At 71.7% G+C, this 15,471-nt stretch carries 14 protein-coding genes; 4 read left to right on the plus strand and 10 right to left on the minus strand.

What is annotated here, in order from left to right; genetic code table 11:
• Nucleotides 1-97 precede the first annotated feature (97 nt).
• The 4 genes from AB0L53_RS35420 to AB0L53_RS35435 all read right to left on the minus strand — a co-directional run bounded on the left by AB0L53_RS35420 (nucleotide 98) and on the right by AB0L53_RS35435 (nucleotide 5,894).
• Complete coding sequence (locus tag AB0L53_RS35420) at nucleotides 98-1,567, minus strand: cytochrome P450 (RefSeq protein ID WP_364003502.1); 1,470 nt, start codon at nucleotides 1,565-1,567, stop codon at nucleotides 98-100.
• Nucleotides 1,564-2,667 carry an alpha-hydroxy acid oxidase gene (locus AB0L53_RS35425; RefSeq protein WP_364003747.1) on the minus strand — a complete coding sequence of 368 codons (1,104 nt, stop codon included), beginning with the start codon at nucleotides 2,665-2,667 and terminating at the stop codon, nucleotides 1,564-1,566. Before AB0L53_RS35425 ends, AB0L53_RS35420 begins: the two co-directional genes overlap by 4 nt.
• Complete coding sequence (locus AB0L53_RS35430) at nucleotides 2,667-4,250, minus strand: NAD(P)-binding domain-containing protein (RefSeq protein ID WP_364003505.1); 1,584 nt, start codon at nucleotides 4,248-4,250, stop codon at nucleotides 2,667-2,669. Before AB0L53_RS35430 ends, AB0L53_RS35425 begins: the two co-directional genes overlap by 1 nt.
• Nucleotides 4,251-4,322: 72 nt before the next feature.
• A complete protein-coding gene (locus tag AB0L53_RS35435; protein WP_364003508.1) occupies nucleotides 4,323-5,894 on the minus strand; it encodes a fatty acid--CoA ligase family protein in 1,572 nt (523 codons plus the stop codon).
• A gap of 125 nt (nucleotides 5,895-6,019) precedes the next feature.
• Between AB0L53_RS35435 and AB0L53_RS35440 the strand changes: the two genes are divergently transcribed.
• The 4 genes from AB0L53_RS35440 to AB0L53_RS35455 all read left to right on the plus strand — a co-directional run bounded on the left by AB0L53_RS35440 (nucleotide 6,020) and on the right by AB0L53_RS35455 (nucleotide 9,312).
• Entirely contained in the window at nucleotides 6,020-6,709 is a 690-nt protein-coding gene (locus AB0L53_RS35440; protein WP_364003511.1) for a sulfotransferase family protein, read from the plus strand.
• 30 nt (nucleotides 6,710-6,739) lie between these two features.
• Entirely contained in the window at nucleotides 6,740-7,138 is a 399-nt protein-coding gene (locus tag AB0L53_RS35445; protein ID WP_364003514.1) for a YchJ family metal-binding protein, read from the plus strand.
• Nucleotides 7,139-7,147: 9 nt separating this feature from the next.
• Nucleotides 7,148-7,597 (plus strand): DUF6221 family protein, encoded by a 450-nt coding sequence (locus AB0L53_RS35450; RefSeq protein WP_364003517.1) that lies wholly within the window; start codon nucleotides 7,148-7,150, stop codon nucleotides 7,595-7,597.
• 65 nt (nucleotides 7,598-7,662) lie between these two features.
• Nucleotides 7,663-9,312, plus strand: coding sequence for a RecQ family ATP-dependent DNA helicase (locus AB0L53_RS35455; protein WP_364003520.1), 1,650 nt, complete (start codon nucleotides 7,663-7,665; stop codon nucleotides 9,310-9,312).
• A 7-nt stretch (nucleotides 9,313-9,319) separates the two neighbouring features.
• Here AB0L53_RS35455 and AB0L53_RS35460 read toward each other — a convergent pair whose 3' ends face one another.
• The 6 genes from AB0L53_RS35460 to AB0L53_RS35485 are packed head-to-tail and all read right to left on the minus strand — an operon-like array spanning nucleotide 9,320 to nucleotide 15,469.
• Nucleotides 9,320-10,633: an aminopeptidase P family protein gene (locus tag AB0L53_RS35460; RefSeq protein WP_364003523.1), complete on the minus strand. Its 1,314-nt coding sequence runs from the start codon at nucleotides 10,631-10,633 to the stop codon at nucleotides 9,320-9,322.
• On the minus strand, nucleotides 10,626-11,909 hold the full coding sequence (locus AB0L53_RS35465; RefSeq protein WP_364003526.1) for an alpha/beta fold hydrolase: 1,284 nt from the start codon (nucleotides 11,907-11,909) through the stop codon (nucleotides 10,626-10,628). The genes AB0L53_RS35460 and AB0L53_RS35465 overlap by 8 nt, the downstream gene beginning before the upstream one ends.
• Complete coding sequence (locus AB0L53_RS35470; protein WP_364003529.1) at nucleotides 11,906-12,730, minus strand: ATP-binding cassette domain-containing protein; 825 nt, start codon at nucleotides 12,728-12,730, stop codon at nucleotides 11,906-11,908. Before AB0L53_RS35470 ends, AB0L53_RS35465 begins: the two co-directional genes overlap by 4 nt.
• A complete protein-coding gene (locus AB0L53_RS35475; RefSeq protein ID WP_358435442.1) occupies nucleotides 12,727-13,539 on the minus strand; it encodes an ABC transporter ATP-binding protein in 813 nt (270 codons plus the stop codon). Before AB0L53_RS35475 ends, AB0L53_RS35470 begins: the two co-directional genes overlap by 4 nt.
• Nucleotides 13,536-14,531, minus strand: coding sequence for an ABC transporter permease (locus AB0L53_RS35480; protein WP_364003533.1), 996 nt, complete (start codon nucleotides 14,529-14,531; stop codon nucleotides 13,536-13,538). Before AB0L53_RS35480 ends, AB0L53_RS35475 begins: the two co-directional genes overlap by 4 nt.
• Nucleotides 14,531-15,469 carry an ABC transporter permease gene (locus AB0L53_RS35485; RefSeq protein ID WP_357955639.1) on the minus strand — a complete coding sequence of 313 codons (939 nt, stop codon included), beginning with the start codon at nucleotides 15,467-15,469 and terminating at the stop codon, nucleotides 14,531-14,533. Before AB0L53_RS35485 ends, AB0L53_RS35480 begins: the two co-directional genes overlap by 1 nt.
• Nucleotides 15,470-15,471: the final 2 nt, after the last annotated feature.

The raw sequence follows: 15,471 nt of genomic DNA on the forward strand, positions 1-15,471 counted from the left end.
CAATCCGGGAAATCGGTTGGGTGACGGGTCGGTTGGGGCGGTCAGCGGGTGATCGGCTGGGCGGGACGGTGAGTGGGTGACCGGCCGGCCAGGATGGTCAGTGGGCGACCGGTTGGCTGTCGTCCGCGAAGTGGCGCTCGCACAGCCGCTGCCTGCGCGCGTCCCAGACCATGTAGGTGCCGAGGACCAGCTGGACGAGGCTGCGCCAGACGTCCTCCCAGCGGTCCCTGAACCGCACGAACAGCAGCAGCGGCCGGTGGGCGGCACTCCTGCGGGCGTAGCGCGGGGTGAGCAGGCACGGTCCCCGGCTGGGCAGGGACCGGGTGTGGGAGGCGGTGGAGTCCAGGGCGTACAGGCGCAGGATCTCCTCTGCCGCGACCCGCATGGCGATCGGCGCCAGCCGCCAGGCCGGGCACGGCCGATTGGCGGCGACGCCGAACGGGATGTGGTTGAGCTCACGGACCGCCGTCCGGTGGGGGCGGGGGTGGGCCGGGTCGAACCGGTCGGGGTGGGAGCGGGCCGGGTTGAAGTGAGCCGGGTCGGACCGGTCGGGGTCGAAGCGGCTGGGGTCGAAGTGGTCGGGGTCGGTGAAGCCGGCGCGGTGGAACTCCGGGTAGTTGAAGCACAGCACCGAGCCCGCCGGGATCACCGTGCGCTCGTCCAGCGGGATGTCGCCGGTCGTGACGCGATGGGCGATGCCGAAGAGCGGGTAGAGCCGCAGCGTCTCCGCGATCACCTGGTCCAGGTAGCGCGGGCCGCCCGTCAACGCCCCGGCCTGTACGTCCGGGTGCTGGGCGAGGACCATCAGCAGGTGGGCCATGGCCTCCGACAGCTGGACGACCGCGGTGTTGAAGAAGGCCCCCTGCAGGTAGAGCGCCTGCTCCCGGGCCGTCAACCCCTCGGGGAGCGGCTGCCGCACCAGGGGCAGCCGGTCCATGAGATACCGGGTCAGCCGGTCGCGCCGGTCCATGTGCCGCAGCCCGCAGCACTTGAGCGAGGTGACGACGTCGTTCGCGTTGCCGGCGATCAGGTCGCGGGCCGTGCGCGGGCATGGCCTGCCGAAGACCAGTTCGTACGAGAACTCCGCCCAGAGCGGCATCATCAGGTCGCGCAGCCGGACCAGCCCGCCCGCCTCCCGCAACGTCCGGGTGACGCACCGGCGGGTCAGCTCCTCCGCTTCCGTACGCGGGATGGACAGGAAGCCGCGCGTGGCCCGGGCGACGGCGTCATACCGTTCGCCCGTCTCCAGGTGTTCCTGGTGCATCTCGGGGCCGGGCGCCAGCCAGTACCAGAACAGGTCCGACAGTGCGGCGCCCTTGCTCCGGCCAGCGGCCGCCGGATGGGAGTAGACCTCCTTGAACCGCTCGATCCCGACCAGGTCGCCGGGCACCGGGATGCCCTCGTCCCCGTTGACCCGGTTGAAGACCCGTACGCGCAGTGCCACGATCCGTCCCGGCAGCCACCACGGCAGGCTCAGGACCGCGGCGACGGCGAGCGCCGCGGCCACCACGGTCAAAACCCAGGTCAAAACCCCGGTCACCCCAGCCACTCCGACAGGCACGGTCACCACGGCCGTCGCACCATCCCCGGTTCGAGCTCGTCGATCGACGCGCAGCCGCACAGGGTGAGCGCCCGCTCGACCTCCGTACGCAAGAGGCTGAGCACCCGCCCCGCGCCTCGCTCCCCGTCCGCCGCCAGCCCCCAGATCACCGGGCGGCCCACCGCGACCGCGGCGGCGCCCAGCGCCAACGCCTTCAGCACGTCGGTGCCGCGCCGCACACCCCCGTCCAGCAGCACCGGGACGGTTCCGCCGACGGCGGCCACGATGTCCGGCAGCAGGTCGACGGCGGCCGGGACCGTGTCGAGCTGCCGCCCGCCGTGGTTGGAGACCACCAGCGCCGAGACGCCGTGGTCGAGCGCCAGGTGTACGTCGGCGGGATGCGCGACGCCTTTGAGCGCGATCGGCAGCGCCGTGATCTCCCTGAGCCGGTCGAGGTGGGCCCAGGAGATCTCCGGCGACATGACGATCGGCCGCACCCGGGCGCCGTCGCGCAGGTTCTCGCAGCACAGGCCCTCGGGCAGGTCGTGGAAGCCGTTGCGCCGGTCCCGGGGCCGCGCTCCCATGGTGGGGGAGTCCACCGTGACGACCAGCGCCGTGCAGCCGGCCGCCTCGGCCCGCCGGACGATGGTCTCGGTGAAGGCCAGGTCCGGCTGGATGTAGAGCTGGAACCAGAGCTTGGCCCCCGGCGCCGCCGCGGCCACGTCCTCGACGGCGACCGTGGACGCCATGGAGACGATCATGATCGTCTCGGCGGTGGCGGCGGCCCGCGCCATGGCCCGCTCGCCCTCGGGGTCGGCCAGCCGGTGGAACGCGGTCGGCGCCACCAGCACGGGCATGGCCGCGCGGCTGCCCAGCAGGGTGACGCCGAGTTGGAGCTTCCCGGCGCCGCGCAGCACCCGCGGTACCAGCGCCAGCCGGTCGAACGCCGCCTCATTGGCCCGCAGCGTGACCTCGTCACCGGTCCCACCGGCGAAGTAGTCGTAGTGCGCGGGGTCGAGACGCGCGCGGGCGGCGGCTTCGAACTCACTGAGCGTGTCCATCTCGCCGTTCTCGAAATCGCCGAGCGTGTCCATTTCGCCGGCCTCGAACTCGCCCGGCGTCTCCATCACGCCGGCACCGAGGCGGCCTGGCGGGCGAAGAAGGCTCGCAGCGGCGCGACGTGCACCTCCGGGGAGGTCCAGTCGTTCTCCAGGTTCTCGGTGATGTGGTGGACGGCGGCCGGCGCGCCGGGCCGGTGATGCCGCACCACCGGATGCAGGTAGTGGCCCTCGTGGGCACGCGCGGAGTCGCTCTGCCGGATCCGGCCGACCGCGATGTCGAAGGGGTCGACCTTGTCGTGTTCCGGCCCGTATTCCAGGGTGATCGCGAAGTGGCCGGCGTCGCCGATCGGCGAGCCCTCCAGGTCGACCGGCAGCTCCTCCAGGTAGCGGGCACCGCCCCGGCCGTCGGGGGCGATGACGTCGGCCAGCAGCCCGAACTGCTGCCACAGCGCCGAGGAGCGGTTGACCCGGTTGAGCACCGCCGCCGCCATGGCCTCCGGCTCTGCCGCGAGTTCGCGGCCGGGCCACGGGACGCCGTGGTAGCGGTGCTCCAGGACGCGGTGCAGCGAGCGTGTGCCGTACCTGAAGCCGTGGATGAACCCGCTGGTGCCGCGCTTGAAGTCGCGGGACTGCGTCAGCGTCCCGGCGAAATAGAGGCCGGGCACACTGACCGACTCGTAGGCGGGGGTGAGCGCCGGGAACCGGTCCCGGATCATCAGCTCCGGACGGCACCCGTCGTCGAAGATCGAGGCGTCGAACCGGAAGCCGGTGCAGACGATCACCCGGTCGTACGGGATGTCCTTGGTGACCTCGTCGGCGCGGGCGAAGCTCACCGTCACCAGGTACGATCCGTCGGCCTGCTGCTCGATCCGCTTGACGGAGCCGTCCAGCACCGCGTTCTGGGACTTGAGCTGGTAGGTGTCGAGGAAGTTGTTGTTGACCGCGCGCAGGTGGCCGACGAAGTGGGTGCGCCACGCCATGCGTACCGAGTTCGGGCCCGCGACGTGGATCACCGCGGCGGTCTCGACCAGGTTGTCCGCCGTCTCGAAGGCCGAGTTGCCCTTGCCGATGATGAGCACCCGCTGGTTCACGTAATCGGCCGGGTCGGTGGCGGCCGTGCCGTAGAGCTCGGCGGTCTCGATGCCCGGTATCTCCGGGACGTTGGGCCGGCTGACCCCGGTCGCCACGATCAGGCGCTTCGCCTCGTACGTCCGGCCGCGCTCGTCGGTCACCCGGAAGGGGCCCGCTGCGGGCGCGCGGGTGATGTGGACGGCGCGGGCGTCGTGGACGATCCGCAGGCCGCACGCGGCGGCGTAGTCGGCGAGGTAGCGGACCATGTCGTCGGCGGCGGGGAAGTAGCGGTCGCTGTAGCGGGTGAACAGCAGGTCCGGGTCGTCCGACAGCAGGGAGTTCCAGTCCATCCGGAGGTTGAGCTCCGGGTCGGAGGTTCCGTTGTACCTCTTGTTGATCGAGATGAGCGTGCGATGGCGCGGGAAGGTGCGGAAGAACATGCCCGGCGTGGGACCGGCTTCCAGGATCTGGTATGACCGGCCCGCCTTTTCGAGGAAATATCCAAGTTGCAGCCCCGCCGGGCCGGCGCCGATCACCAGGTAGTCGAGGGCGTTGTCCGGCACGTAGGCCTCCGTCACAGCGATGTCATGAAACGAGCGATGTCATGAAACGGACGACCTCAGTGTTGGCGGGCGATTCTCAGAGAATGCTCAGAGCATCCGCCCGCCGGGCCGGTCCAGCAGGGCGCGCTTGTCCGGTTTGCCGCTGGCGGCGACCGGTACGGCCGACACCACCGTGATCGTCCGGGGCACGCTGTCGTCGCCGAGCTCGGCGCGAACCAGGGCGGTCAGCGCGTCGCGGTCCGGGGTCCGCCCGGCGGCGGGCACCACGAACGCGTGTACGGCCTCGCCGGTCAGCTCGTCCGGCGCCCCGGCCACGTACGCCTCGTCCACGTCGGGATGAGCGGCCAGCACCCGCTCGATCGGACCCGCGTACACCACCATCGCGTTCACCATGATCACATCCCGGGTCCGGCCGACCAGGTACAGGAAGCCGTCCTCGTCCACGTAGCCCAGGTCGCGGGTGCGCAGCCGGCCGTCCCGCAGCGTGTCGCGGCTCTCCTGCGGCTGCCCCCAGTAGCCGGACATCAGGTACGGGCTGCGTACGTGGATCTCGCCGGTCTCTCCCGCGGCCACCTCCCGGTCCGCCTCGTCCCGAACGCTGATCTCGACCCCCGGATGCGGCCGGCCCACCGAGGCCACGTTGCCTCGGGCGATGTCGGCGGGTGTGAGCATCGCGATGTTGCCCGCCTCGGTCTGGCCGTAGCCCTGGTAGACGACCGGGCCGAGCCGTTCCGCCGCCGCCGCCAGCCGGGACGGGCTGAGCGGGGAGCCGGAGACCATCAGCGCGCGCAGGCTGCCGACGTCGACCTGGTCATCCTTGAGCAGCCGGAGCATCTGGTACAGCCGGGGCACGGTGATGATGGAGCCGGTGATCCGGTGGCGCTCGATCGCGTACGGGAAGACCGGCCGCCCGTCGTCCTCCGGGATCACCGCCGTGCCACCGCCCAGCAGGCACGGCGCCAGGAACTCCATGACGACCATGCTGGCCAGGGTGCCGAACAGCAGGTAGCGCCCGAACGACGCGGCGAGCGCCGCCGCGACCGGGCCCCATGCGCGGGGCTGCCACGCCCAGTGCTCGCTCAGCGCGCGGTAGGTGATCACGCAGCCCTTGGGCCGCCCGGTGCTGCCGCTGGTGAAGGTCAGGGCGGCCACGTCGTCCGGGCGCGCCGTGACGGCGAGGGGGCGGCCGTCGTCGGCGCGCGCCAGCAACTCCGCCAAGGACAGGACGGGCAGCCGCCCCTCGGGCACCGCGCTCGACCGGTCGGCCGGCACAGGTACCGCGCTGAACCGGTCGAGTGGCCCCTCAGGCATCGCGCTCGACCCGCCGACCAGCGTGGGAAGCGACCCGTCGACCAGCAGGACGTCGACCCCCATCCCCAGCACGTGGGCGAGCTGCGCGGCCGGGTAGCCGGGCCGGACGCCCACGACGCGGCAGCCCAGCGCGTGCGCGGCCATGTGCGCGGCGAACGCCTCCGGCGAGACGGCGGTCCGGATGGCGACGCCCCGGCCGGGCCCGAGCCCGGCATCGGCCAGCGCGCCGGCCAGCCGCCGGATCATCTCCAGCAGCTCACCCCGTGAGACGGTCCGGGACCCGTGCTCGAACGCCACGCCGCCGGGCGAGTCTCGCAGCGCGTCGAGAAGGGGAAGCGGGAACAGCATGGTCGGCTCCTCACCATTGCGGCGGTCGGCTGCGACATGTATCTGGTCATATAACCGGCTTGTCGTTCACTGCGACGGTAGGCACCTCGGATCAGAGGCCGATCAGAGGCGGGAGGGAGCGCGCGGTGAAGGTGATCGGCGCGGGATTCGGCAGAACGGGGACGAGGTCGCTGAAGGCGGCGCTGGAACGGCTGGGGTACGGCCCCTGCTACCACATGTCCACGGTCATAGCCGAGCCGTACCGGGTCCGCCAGTGGCTCGACGTCGGGGAGGGCCGCGTCCGTGACTGGGACGAGATGTTCACCGGCTTCCGATCGGCGGTGGACTGGCCCGCCGCCTCCTACTGGCGGGAGCTGGCCGAGCACTATCCCGACGCGAAGGTCATCCTCACCGTCCGCGACCCGAGCCGGTGGTACGACAGCGTCAGCGAGACCATCTTCGCCGGCGCCCTGGCCGAACGCCGCCCGATGCCGATCCGCCGCCGGATCATCCGGTGGCTGGTGGCGCGCCGGGCACCGGACTTCGCCCTCTACCCGCGCATGGCCAGGGCGACCGTCATGGACCGGGTCTTCGACGGCCGCGTCGACGATCCCGCGTACGTCATGGAGGTCTTCGAACGGCACCTCGCCGAGGTCCAGGCGGCGATCCCGGCCGCGCGGCTGCTGGTCTTCGACGTCCGGGAGGGATGGGAGCCGCTGTGCGCCTTCCTCGGGACGCCCGTACCGGACGAGCCCTTCCCCCAGGCCAACGAACGCGAGGCGTTCCGGCGCAAGCGGACCGGCAGGCAACTGCGCCTGATCCTGCGCGGGCGCTGACGGTCCCCGGCACCGGGCAGAATGAGAGGCGTGCCGCGACGTGACTCGAAATCCGCCTCAGCCCCGTGCCCGTGCGGGCTGCCGGCGACCTACCGGGAGTGCTGCGGGCGGCTGCATCGCGGCCTCGCCGCCGCGCCCACGGCCGAGGCGCTCATGCGGTCCCGGTTCAGCGCCTTCAGCGTCGGCGACGCCGGATATCTGCTGCGCACCTGGCACCCGGCGGCCCGCCCGGCCCGGCTCGACCTCGACCGGGGGACGCGCTGGACCCGGCTGGAGATCCTGGAGACCACCGGGGGCAGCGTCGTCCACACCGAGGGCACCGTCCGTTTCCGGGCCCACTACACCGACAACGGCGAGCCGGGCCGCATGGAAGAGCACAGCCGCTTCGTCCGGCACGAGGGCGCCTGGACCTATGCCGGGGCCGACTGAGGGAGAGCGTTGACCTACGACCTGTTGTCCTGGCTGCGCGCCACGATCGAGGGCGACAACGCGACGGCCGAGGCGGCGACTCCCGGCCCGTGGTCCTACGACCCCACCAGGGAGTGGTACGACGGCGACGACTTCGTCACCATGACCAACGGGCAGGAGTTCGTCGGCTTCGGCGACCCGTCGGCCTTCCGGGGCGCAGTATGCATCACCGGCGACGCCGGTCACACGCCGTCCATGAGGGACGCCGTGCACATCGCCCGCCACGATCCCCGTGACGTCATGGCCCGCTGCGCCGCCGAGCTGCGCCTGATCGCCGCGCACGGACACGGAGCCGTGGACGAAGGCGGGCGCGCGGGCGAAGAAGGACACGCGGACGAGGGGCCCTGCGACACGCTGCGACTCCTCGCCTACGGCTACCGCCATCGTCCGGGCTGGCTGCCCGAGTGGGCGCCACGCTGAGTTCGACGGCCGGCGTTCGGTGAGCGCGGCAGCGGGTACTGGCCGCCCACTACCAGGAGGGGTGTATGGGATTACGGGCGAGGCTCAACAGCCGGTTCGGACGGAAGGGACGGCGGCTGCGGGCCACGGCCCGGCAGACCTTCGACTGGAAGGACCTGCGGCCGGGCCAGCAGGAGGCGATGGAACACCTGCTCGACGGGCGTGACGTGCTGCTGGTCATGCCGACCGGCGCCGGCAAGTCGGCGGTCTACCAGGTGCCCGCGCAGCTGCGCGACGGTCCCACCGTGGTCGTCTCGCCGCTCATCGCGCTGCAGCGCGACCAGGTGCTCGGCCTGGAGAAGGCCGACGCGGGCGGGGCCGTCGCGGTCAACTCCACCTCCTCGGTCAAGGCGGGGCTGGAGAAGGTCACGGCGGGGGAGGCAGAGTTCGTGTTCCTGTCGCCTGAGCAGCTGGCCAAGCCCGACGTCGTCGCCCAACTGGCCAAGGCCAAGCCGTCGCTCATCGCGGTCGACGAGGCCCACTGCGTCTCGTCATGGGGGCATGACTTCCGCCCCGACTACCTGCGGCTGGGCAAGGTCATCGCGCGCCTGGGGCATCCGCCGGTGGTGGCGATGACCGCCACGGCGGCGCCGAACGTCCGGGAGGAGATCGTCCGCTCCCTCGGGCTGAAGGACCCGGTGCAGATCGTCCGCGGGTTCGACCGGCCCAACATCCGGCTGGAGGTACGCCGGTTCGTCGGCGACGACGACAAGAGCCGGGCCCTGGCCGAGCACGCCGCCTCCCTCGACGGGCTCGGCCTGGTCTACGTCGCCACCCGGCGCGAGGCCGAGGAGTACGCCGCGCTGCTGACCGGGATGGGCCGCCACGCGGAGCCGTACCACGCCGGGATGCGGGCGGCCGAGCGGACGCGCGTGCACGCGCTCTTCACGGCGGGCGAGGTGGACACGGTGGTGGCCACCTCGGCGTTCGGGATGGGGATCGACCGGCCCGATGTCCGCTACGTGCTGCACGCGTCCCCGCCCGAGTCGCCCGACGCCTACTACCAGGAGATCGGCCGGGCGGGCCGGGACGGCGGGCCCGCCCACGCCGTGCTGTTCTACCGGTCGGAGGATCTGGGCCTGCGCCGCTTCTTCGCCAGCGGCCGGGCGGACGCCGACGCGCTGCTGCGGGTGGCGACCCTGGTGAAGGAGCACGGCGGCACCGTGCCCGTCACCGAGCTGCGCGCCCTGCTGGAGGTGGGCGCCTCGCAGCTGACGAGCCTGATCAACCTGCTGGAGCAGGCCGAGGCGGTGACCGTCACCGACTCCGGCGACCTGCGCTACGCGCCGGGCGGCCCGCCGCCGGAGAAGGCCGCCGCGCGGGCGGTGGAACTCGACGAGATCCGGCACCGCGTCGACGACTCGCGCATCGACATGATGCGCGGCTACGCGGAGACGACCGGGTGCCGCCGCCGCTTCCTGCTGGAGTACTTCGGCGAGCCGTACGACACGGCCTGCCGGACCTGCGACACCTGCCAGGACGGCCTGGAGCCCATCGCGACCGGGGAGGGACCGTACCCGCTGCACGCCAATGTCGAGCACAAGGCATGGGGGCGGGGCACGGTCATGCGCCGCGAGCCGGACCGGATCACGGTCCTGTTCGACTCGGTGGGCTACAAGACGCTCGCCCTGGCCGCCGTGGAGGGCGTCCTGCGCCGTGCGGACGACGCGTCGTAGGCCAGAGTCACTTCATCCAGTCCTCCAGGCCGCTCGCCGACAGGGGCAGCTCGGCCGAGAGCACGTCGATGCCGTCCGCCGTCACCAGCAGGTCGTCCTCGATGCGCGCGCCGATCCCGCGCAGCTCGGGCGGCACGGTCAGGTCGTGGGCGTGGAAGTACAGGCCGGGCTCCACGGTGAACACCATGCCCGGCTCGATGAGCGCCCCCTGGTAGGCCTCGGGCGCGGCCTTGGCGCAGTCGTGCACGTCCAGGCCGAGGTGGTGGCCGATGCCGCAGATCAGGTAGCGGCGGTGGTGCTGGCCGCGCTCCGACAGCGCCTCGTCCACCGAGACGGGCAGCATCCCCCAGTCGTCCAGCCCATGCGCGATGACCTCCATCGCGGCGTGGTGGAAGTCGGTGAACCGGCGGCCGGGGGCCACCTGCGCCAGCGCCGCCCGGTGCGCCCGCTCCACCAGGTCGTGCACCTGGCGCTGGGCGGGGGAGAAGGTGCCGGAGGCGGGGAAGGTACGGGTGACGTCCGCGGTGTAGTGGCTGCGTACCTCCACGCCCATGTCGAGCAGCAGCAGCTCGTCCGGCAGCACCGGGCCGTCGCAGCGCACCCAGTGCAGGGTCGGGGCGTGCGGGCCGCTGCCCACGATCGAGGCGTAGCCGGGGCCGTTGCCGTACGCCCTGGCGTACCGGTCGAAGGTGCCCTGCAGCCAGCGCTCACCCGGCCCGGCCACGGCGGTCGGGATCTCCGCGAGCACGGCGGCGAACCCCTCGACCGTCCGGTCCACGGCCTCTCGCAGCTGGCCGATCTCCCAGTCGTCCTTGATCATGCGCAGCTCGGCCAGCACCCGGGCGACCTCGTCGTCGGTGGAGAGCGTGCCGTCGAAGTCGGTCAGCGGCCTGACCGGCACGCCCAGCGCCGCCGACCACTCGGTCAGTCCGGGTGCGGCGCCCACCCACAGCTCCCCGTGGGCGGCGTCGGCGAAGAAGCCCGGCTCGCCGGGATAGGCGGGGACGGGCAGGTAGACGACCGCGTCGCCGTCCCTGATCACCGCCACGGCGTCCTCGGCCACGCAGCCGGTCAGCCAGTAGAAGTCGCTGCCGGGGCGGAAGTCGTAGGAGGTGTCGTTGCTGCGCACCGGCGCCTGGCCCGCCGCCACCACGACGGTCCGGCCGGGGAGCGCGGCGCCGAGCCGGGCCCGGTGGGCGGCGGCGGCCTCGGCGGCGCCGGGGACCACGGTCGGGGTGCGGTCGGGGATGTCCCAGCCCTTGCCGATGTAGTCAGTGAACGCGGGGATGTCCAGCAGTTTCGGGGGCCTGCCGTCAGTCACCTGTGATGCCTCCTCCGATGTCATGCACCAGTTCGGTCAGCCGGGCGAAGACGCGCTCCTCGCCCAGGCCGTCGTGCTCGTACTCGTTGGTGACCCACGCCTGGGCGTTGCCGATGCGAGCGGCGGTGTCCAGTTGCAGGCCGGAATCTACATACATGTCGTCGTAATACACGGCGGCGGCCAGCGGAACCTCGTTGGCGGCCAGACGTACCGGGTCGTAGAGCGGCGGCCAGTCCGCCCGCTCGGCCAGCAGCTCCACGGCCGCGCGGAACGGGCGCAACGCCCGGATCTCCGCGAACATCCAGGGGTACATCATCTCCCCGGTGAACAGCAGCGGCCGGGCCGACTCGGCGAAGGCCGGGTGGCGGGCCCGCTCTTGCTCGGCGGCCCAGCCGGTGGCTCCGGGGCCCGAGCCGTAGATGCTCTCCTGGAGCGCGGCGAACAGCGGGTTGTCGCTGTAGGAGGAGCGGGCCAGCACCTGCTGCAGGAAGGTGTCCGTCACGTGCTCGCCGTCGAGCGCCTCGTCGAGCAGCCAGTGCATGCGCTCGTAGCCCGGCTTCATGCCGAAGTCGATGCCGAGCGACTGCAGCCGCCGTACCGTGAGCACGTCGCCGTCGGGCAGCCGGACGTCCTGCGCGGCCAGCCGGTCGGCCAGGCGGCCGACGGTCTCCACGTGGTGCGGGTAGCGGCGGTAGAACTCGGCGTTCTTGGCGGCGACGCGGGGATAGGTGCGCCGGTAGACCTCCGCCGCGTCCGGCTCCAGGCCGGGCAGCCCTCCGGTGACGTAGCAGGCGCGCAGCCCTTGTGGAGCCCGCGACAGGTACGTCAGCGTGAGGAACCCGCCGTAGCTCTGGCCCAGCGTCTCCCAGCGACGGCCGCCGAAAACGGTCGTACGCAGGTGCTCGGCGTCGGCGACGATCGAGTCGGCGCGGAAGTGGGTGAGGTAGTCGGCGGCCTCCCGCGCGCTACCGAACGCGCTCATGACCCGCCCGTCGATCCGCGAGCTGCGGCCGGTGCCGCGCTGGTCGAGCAGGATCACCCGGTGCGTCTTGAGCGCCTGGCCGAGCCAGCCGTTCACGCCGATCGGGCGCGGGCCCTTGCCGCCGGGACCGCCCTGCAGGTAGAGCAGGCACGGCAGGTTCTCGGCCGCGCGTACCGGATCGGCCAGCTCCCGGGCGAACACGGTGATCGTGTCCCCATCGGGCGCGGACCAGTCGAGCGGCACCTCCACCATGTGGTCGCGCACGCGCATCCCGGGAATGGTGTATGTGGTCAACGGGGGCTCCCTTCACGGCGCCTGCGGTCCCATTCGGGGTTGATGCGGGGGATGGCGGCCAGGAGCGTACGGGTGTACGGGTCCTGGGGATCGCCGAAGACCTCGTCGACCGGCCCCTGCTCGACGATCCTGCCCTTGCTCATGACCGCCACCCGATGGGCGATCTGCCGGACGACGGCCAGGTCGTGGGCGATGAAGATGTAGCTGAAGCCGCTCTCGGCCTGCAGCCGCCGCAGCAGCTCGATGACCTGGGCCTGTACGGAGACGTCCAGCGCGGACACCGCCTCGTCGCAGATGACCAGCTTGGGGTGCACGGCCAGCGCGCGGGCGATGCCGATCCGCTGGGCCTGACCGCCGGAGAACTGCGCGGGGTAGCGCTGGGAGTGGTCCGGGTCGAGCCCGACCCGCTCCATCAGCTCCCTGGCGTGCGCCCGCTTCCCGCCCGTCGGGGGGATCCCCTGGTACACCAGGGGCGCCATCAGGATGCGCTCGACCGTGTGGCGGGGGTTGAGCGAGGAGAACGGGTCCTGGAAGACGACCTGCACGTTGGCGCGATAGCGGGCCAGCGCGGCCCCCTTGGCGACGGTGATGTCCTCGCCCTCGAACTCCAGGGTGCCCGCGCTCGGCTCCGTCAGCCTGGCCACCATGCGGGCGGTCGTCGACTTGCCGCTGCCCGACTCGCCCACCACGGCCAGCGTCTCGCCCGGCCGGACGTCGAAACTGACGCCGTCGACGGCGACGAACTCGGCCTTGCTGCCCAGCGGCCCGCGGGTGACGAACCGCTTGGTCAGCTCGTTCGCCCTCAGCAGGGGCTCGCTCATGACATCACCTCGTCGATGGGGGAGTCGTCGATGCGCGGAACGCTGTCCAGCAGCATGCGGGTGTAGTCGTGCCGCGGATCGGAGAAGACCTGCTCGGCGGTGTCGTACTCGACCTGCTCGCCCCGGCACATCACCAGGACGCGGGTGGCGATCGAGCTGATCACCGCGAGGTCGTGCGTGATGAACACCATTCCGGTGCCGCTCTGCCGCCGCAGGTCGGCGAGCAGGCGCAGGATCTGCGCCTGGACGGTCACGTCGAGCGCGGTGGTCGGCTCGTCGGCGATGAGCAGGGCGGGGGAGCAGACCAGCGCCATCGCGATCATGACGCGTTGCCGCTGCCCGCCGGAGAACTGGTGCGGGTAGTAGTCCACCCGCCGCTCCGGGTCGGGCAGGCCCACCTGCTCCAGCGCCTCGATCGCGACCTTGCGCGCCGCCTTGCGCGAGCGGCCCTTATGGGCCCGGTAGACCTCCTCGATCTGCAGGCCCACGGTGTAGTACGGGTTCAGCGACGACAGCGGATCCTGGAAGACCATCGAGACCTGGTCCCCCCTGATCCGGCGCATGTCCTTGTCGCTGCGGCCGAGCAGCTCGGTGCCGTCCAGCCGGATGCTGCCCCGGGTCACCGCCCCCCGGGGCAGCAGCCCCATGATCGCGAGGCTGGTCATCGACTTGCCCGAACCGGACTCGCCGACGATGCCGACCGTCTCGTCGCTCCCGACGGTGAAGCAGACGTCCTTGACGACGTCCACCGGCCCCCGCGTGGTGGGGAAGGTGACGGTGAGGTCCTCCACGACAAGCAGGTCACTCATTTCGCGGTGATCCTCACTCTCGGGTCCAGCGTGGTGTAGACGAGATCGACCACCAGGTTCCCCACCACCACGAAGAACGCGGCGAGCAGCGTCACCGCCATGATCACCGGCTGGTCGTTCTTGGCGATCGAGTCGGCGGCCATCTTGCCCACCCCGTTGAGACCGAAGACCGTCTCGGTGATGAGCGCGCCGCCCAGCAGGGCCGCGAAGTCCATCCCGAAGATGGTGGCGATCGGGGTGAGCGCGGGCCGCAGCGCGTGCCGCCGCATGGTGAGCATGGGCGGCAGGCCCTTGGCCCGCGCCGTGCGCATGAAGTTCTCCGCCAGCGTGTCGATCACGTTGGCCCTGGTCAGCCGCGCGTAGAGGCAGGCGTAGCCGGTGGCCAGCACGACCCAGGGCATCAGGTACGACTGGAACCACAGCAGCGGTCCGTCGGAGAAGGAGACCGCCGACGGGAAGGGCAGGATCTGCAACCACACCACCAGCACGTACTGCAGCGCCAGCGCCAGCACGTAGTTGGGGATGCTCGACCCGCCGAGGGCCAGCCCCATCGCGGTACGGTCCCACCAGGTGCCCTCCTTCACCGCGCTGAGCAGCCCGGCCAGGATGCCGATCAGCAGCCAGAGCACCGCGGCGCCGATCGCGACGGTCGCGCTGACCGGCAGCCGGTCCACGACCATCTCCCAGACCGACTGATTGGTCTGGAAGCTGTAGCCCAGGCACGGGGCCGCGCAGTGGATCAGGTTCGCCCCCGAGCCGTAGTCCCGGCCGACGAAGATGGCCGTCAGGAATGTCCAGAACTGGGTGAAGAACGGCTGGTCGAGCCCGAGCACCCCGCGGATCTGGTCGATCCGCTCGGGCGTGCACGTCTTCCCGCAGATCATCAGCGCCGGATCCGGCGACAGTGTGAAGAAGATGATGAAGGTGAACAGGCAGACCAGGAACAGGATCACCACGATGCCGGCGAACCGCCCGGCGACATAACGCGCCATCAGGAGGCCTCCCCGGCGTCGAAGGCGGCACGCAGGCGGTCCCCGAGCACGGTCAGGGACAGCACGGTGCAGAACAGGAAGGCGCCGGGCACCGCGAAGTACATCGGGTCCACGGCGTACCAGCCCACCGAGCTGGAGATCATCTGCCCCCAGGACGGTGTCGGCGGGGCCACGCCGACGCCCAGGAACGACAGCCCCGCCTCGGTGCCGACGTAGCCGGGCACGGCCAGCGTGGTCATCACGATCAGCGAGCTGCGCAGGTTCGGCAGGATCTCCCTGAACACCAGGACGCCCGTCGAGGCGCCCGACACCCGGGCGGCCTCGACGAACTCCCTGTTCACCAGCGTCAGCGTCTGGCCGCGCACCACACGGGCGAGGTACGGCCAGCCGAAGACGCTGATCACCACCACCAGCAGCACCGACCGGTTGCCCGTCGGCAGCGAGGACAGGATCGCGATCATGAAGATGAGGGCGGGGAAGGCCATCAGGAAGTCCATGATCCGGCAGATCACCTGGTCGACCCAGCCGTGGTAGAAGCCGGCCAGCATGCCGAGCACCACCCCGAGCAGGGTGGTGAGCACGGTGGCGGCGGCCGCGATCAGCAGCGAGACGCGCGCGCCGTACGCGATGCGCGCCAGGATGTCGCGGCCGTTCTGCGGCTCCACACCGAGCAGGTGGTCGGCGCTGATCCCGCCCAGCGAGCCGCGCGGCAGCCCGCCGAGGTCGGTGTCGATGGCGGCGCTGTCGAAGTCGTTCGGCCCGTGGCCGGTGATCGCGGAGATCAGCGGCGCGCAGATCGCCATCAGCAGGACCAGCACGAGGAAGGCCGTGCTGAGCACGGCCGCCCAGTCGTGCAGCAGCGCGCCGGCGACCCGCCGGGCCGAGGTGGCGGGCGCCACGGGGGCACCCGCCGGTGGGAGGGCAGTGGTGGTGGTCATCT

It is taken from the genome of Nonomuraea sp. NPDC052129 (assembly GCF_040680095.1).
GTDB lineage: Bacteria > Actinomycetota > Actinomycetes > Streptosporangiales > Streptosporangiaceae > Nonomuraea.

Coding starts and splice junctions, on each gene's coding strand:
- AB0L53_RS35485 (WP_357955639.1), bottom strand. CDS start 15,469: ATGACCACCACCACTGCCCTCCCACCGGCGGGTGCCCCCGTGGCGCCC.
- AB0L53_RS35475 (WP_358435442.1), bottom strand. CDS start 13,539: ATGAGTGACCTGCTTGTCGTGGAGGACCTCACCGTCACCTTCCCCACC.
- AB0L53_RS35435 (WP_364003508.1), bottom strand. CDS start 5,894: ATGCTGTTCCCGCTTCCCCTTCTCGACGCGCTGCGAGACTCGCCCGGC.
- AB0L53_RS35455 (WP_364003520.1), top strand. CDS start 7,663: ATGGGATTACGGGCGAGGCTCAACAGCCGGTTCGGACGGAAGGGACGG.
- AB0L53_RS35425 (WP_364003747.1), bottom strand. CDS start 2,667: ATGGAGACGCCGGGCGAGTTCGAGGCCGGCGAAATGGACACGCTCGGC.
- AB0L53_RS35470 (WP_364003529.1), bottom strand. CDS start 12,730: ATGAGCGAGCCCCTGCTGAGGGCGAACGAGCTGACCAAGCGGTTCGTC.
- AB0L53_RS35480 (WP_364003533.1), bottom strand. CDS start 14,531: ATGGCGCGTTATGTCGCCGGGCGGTTCGCCGGCATCGTGGTGATCCTG.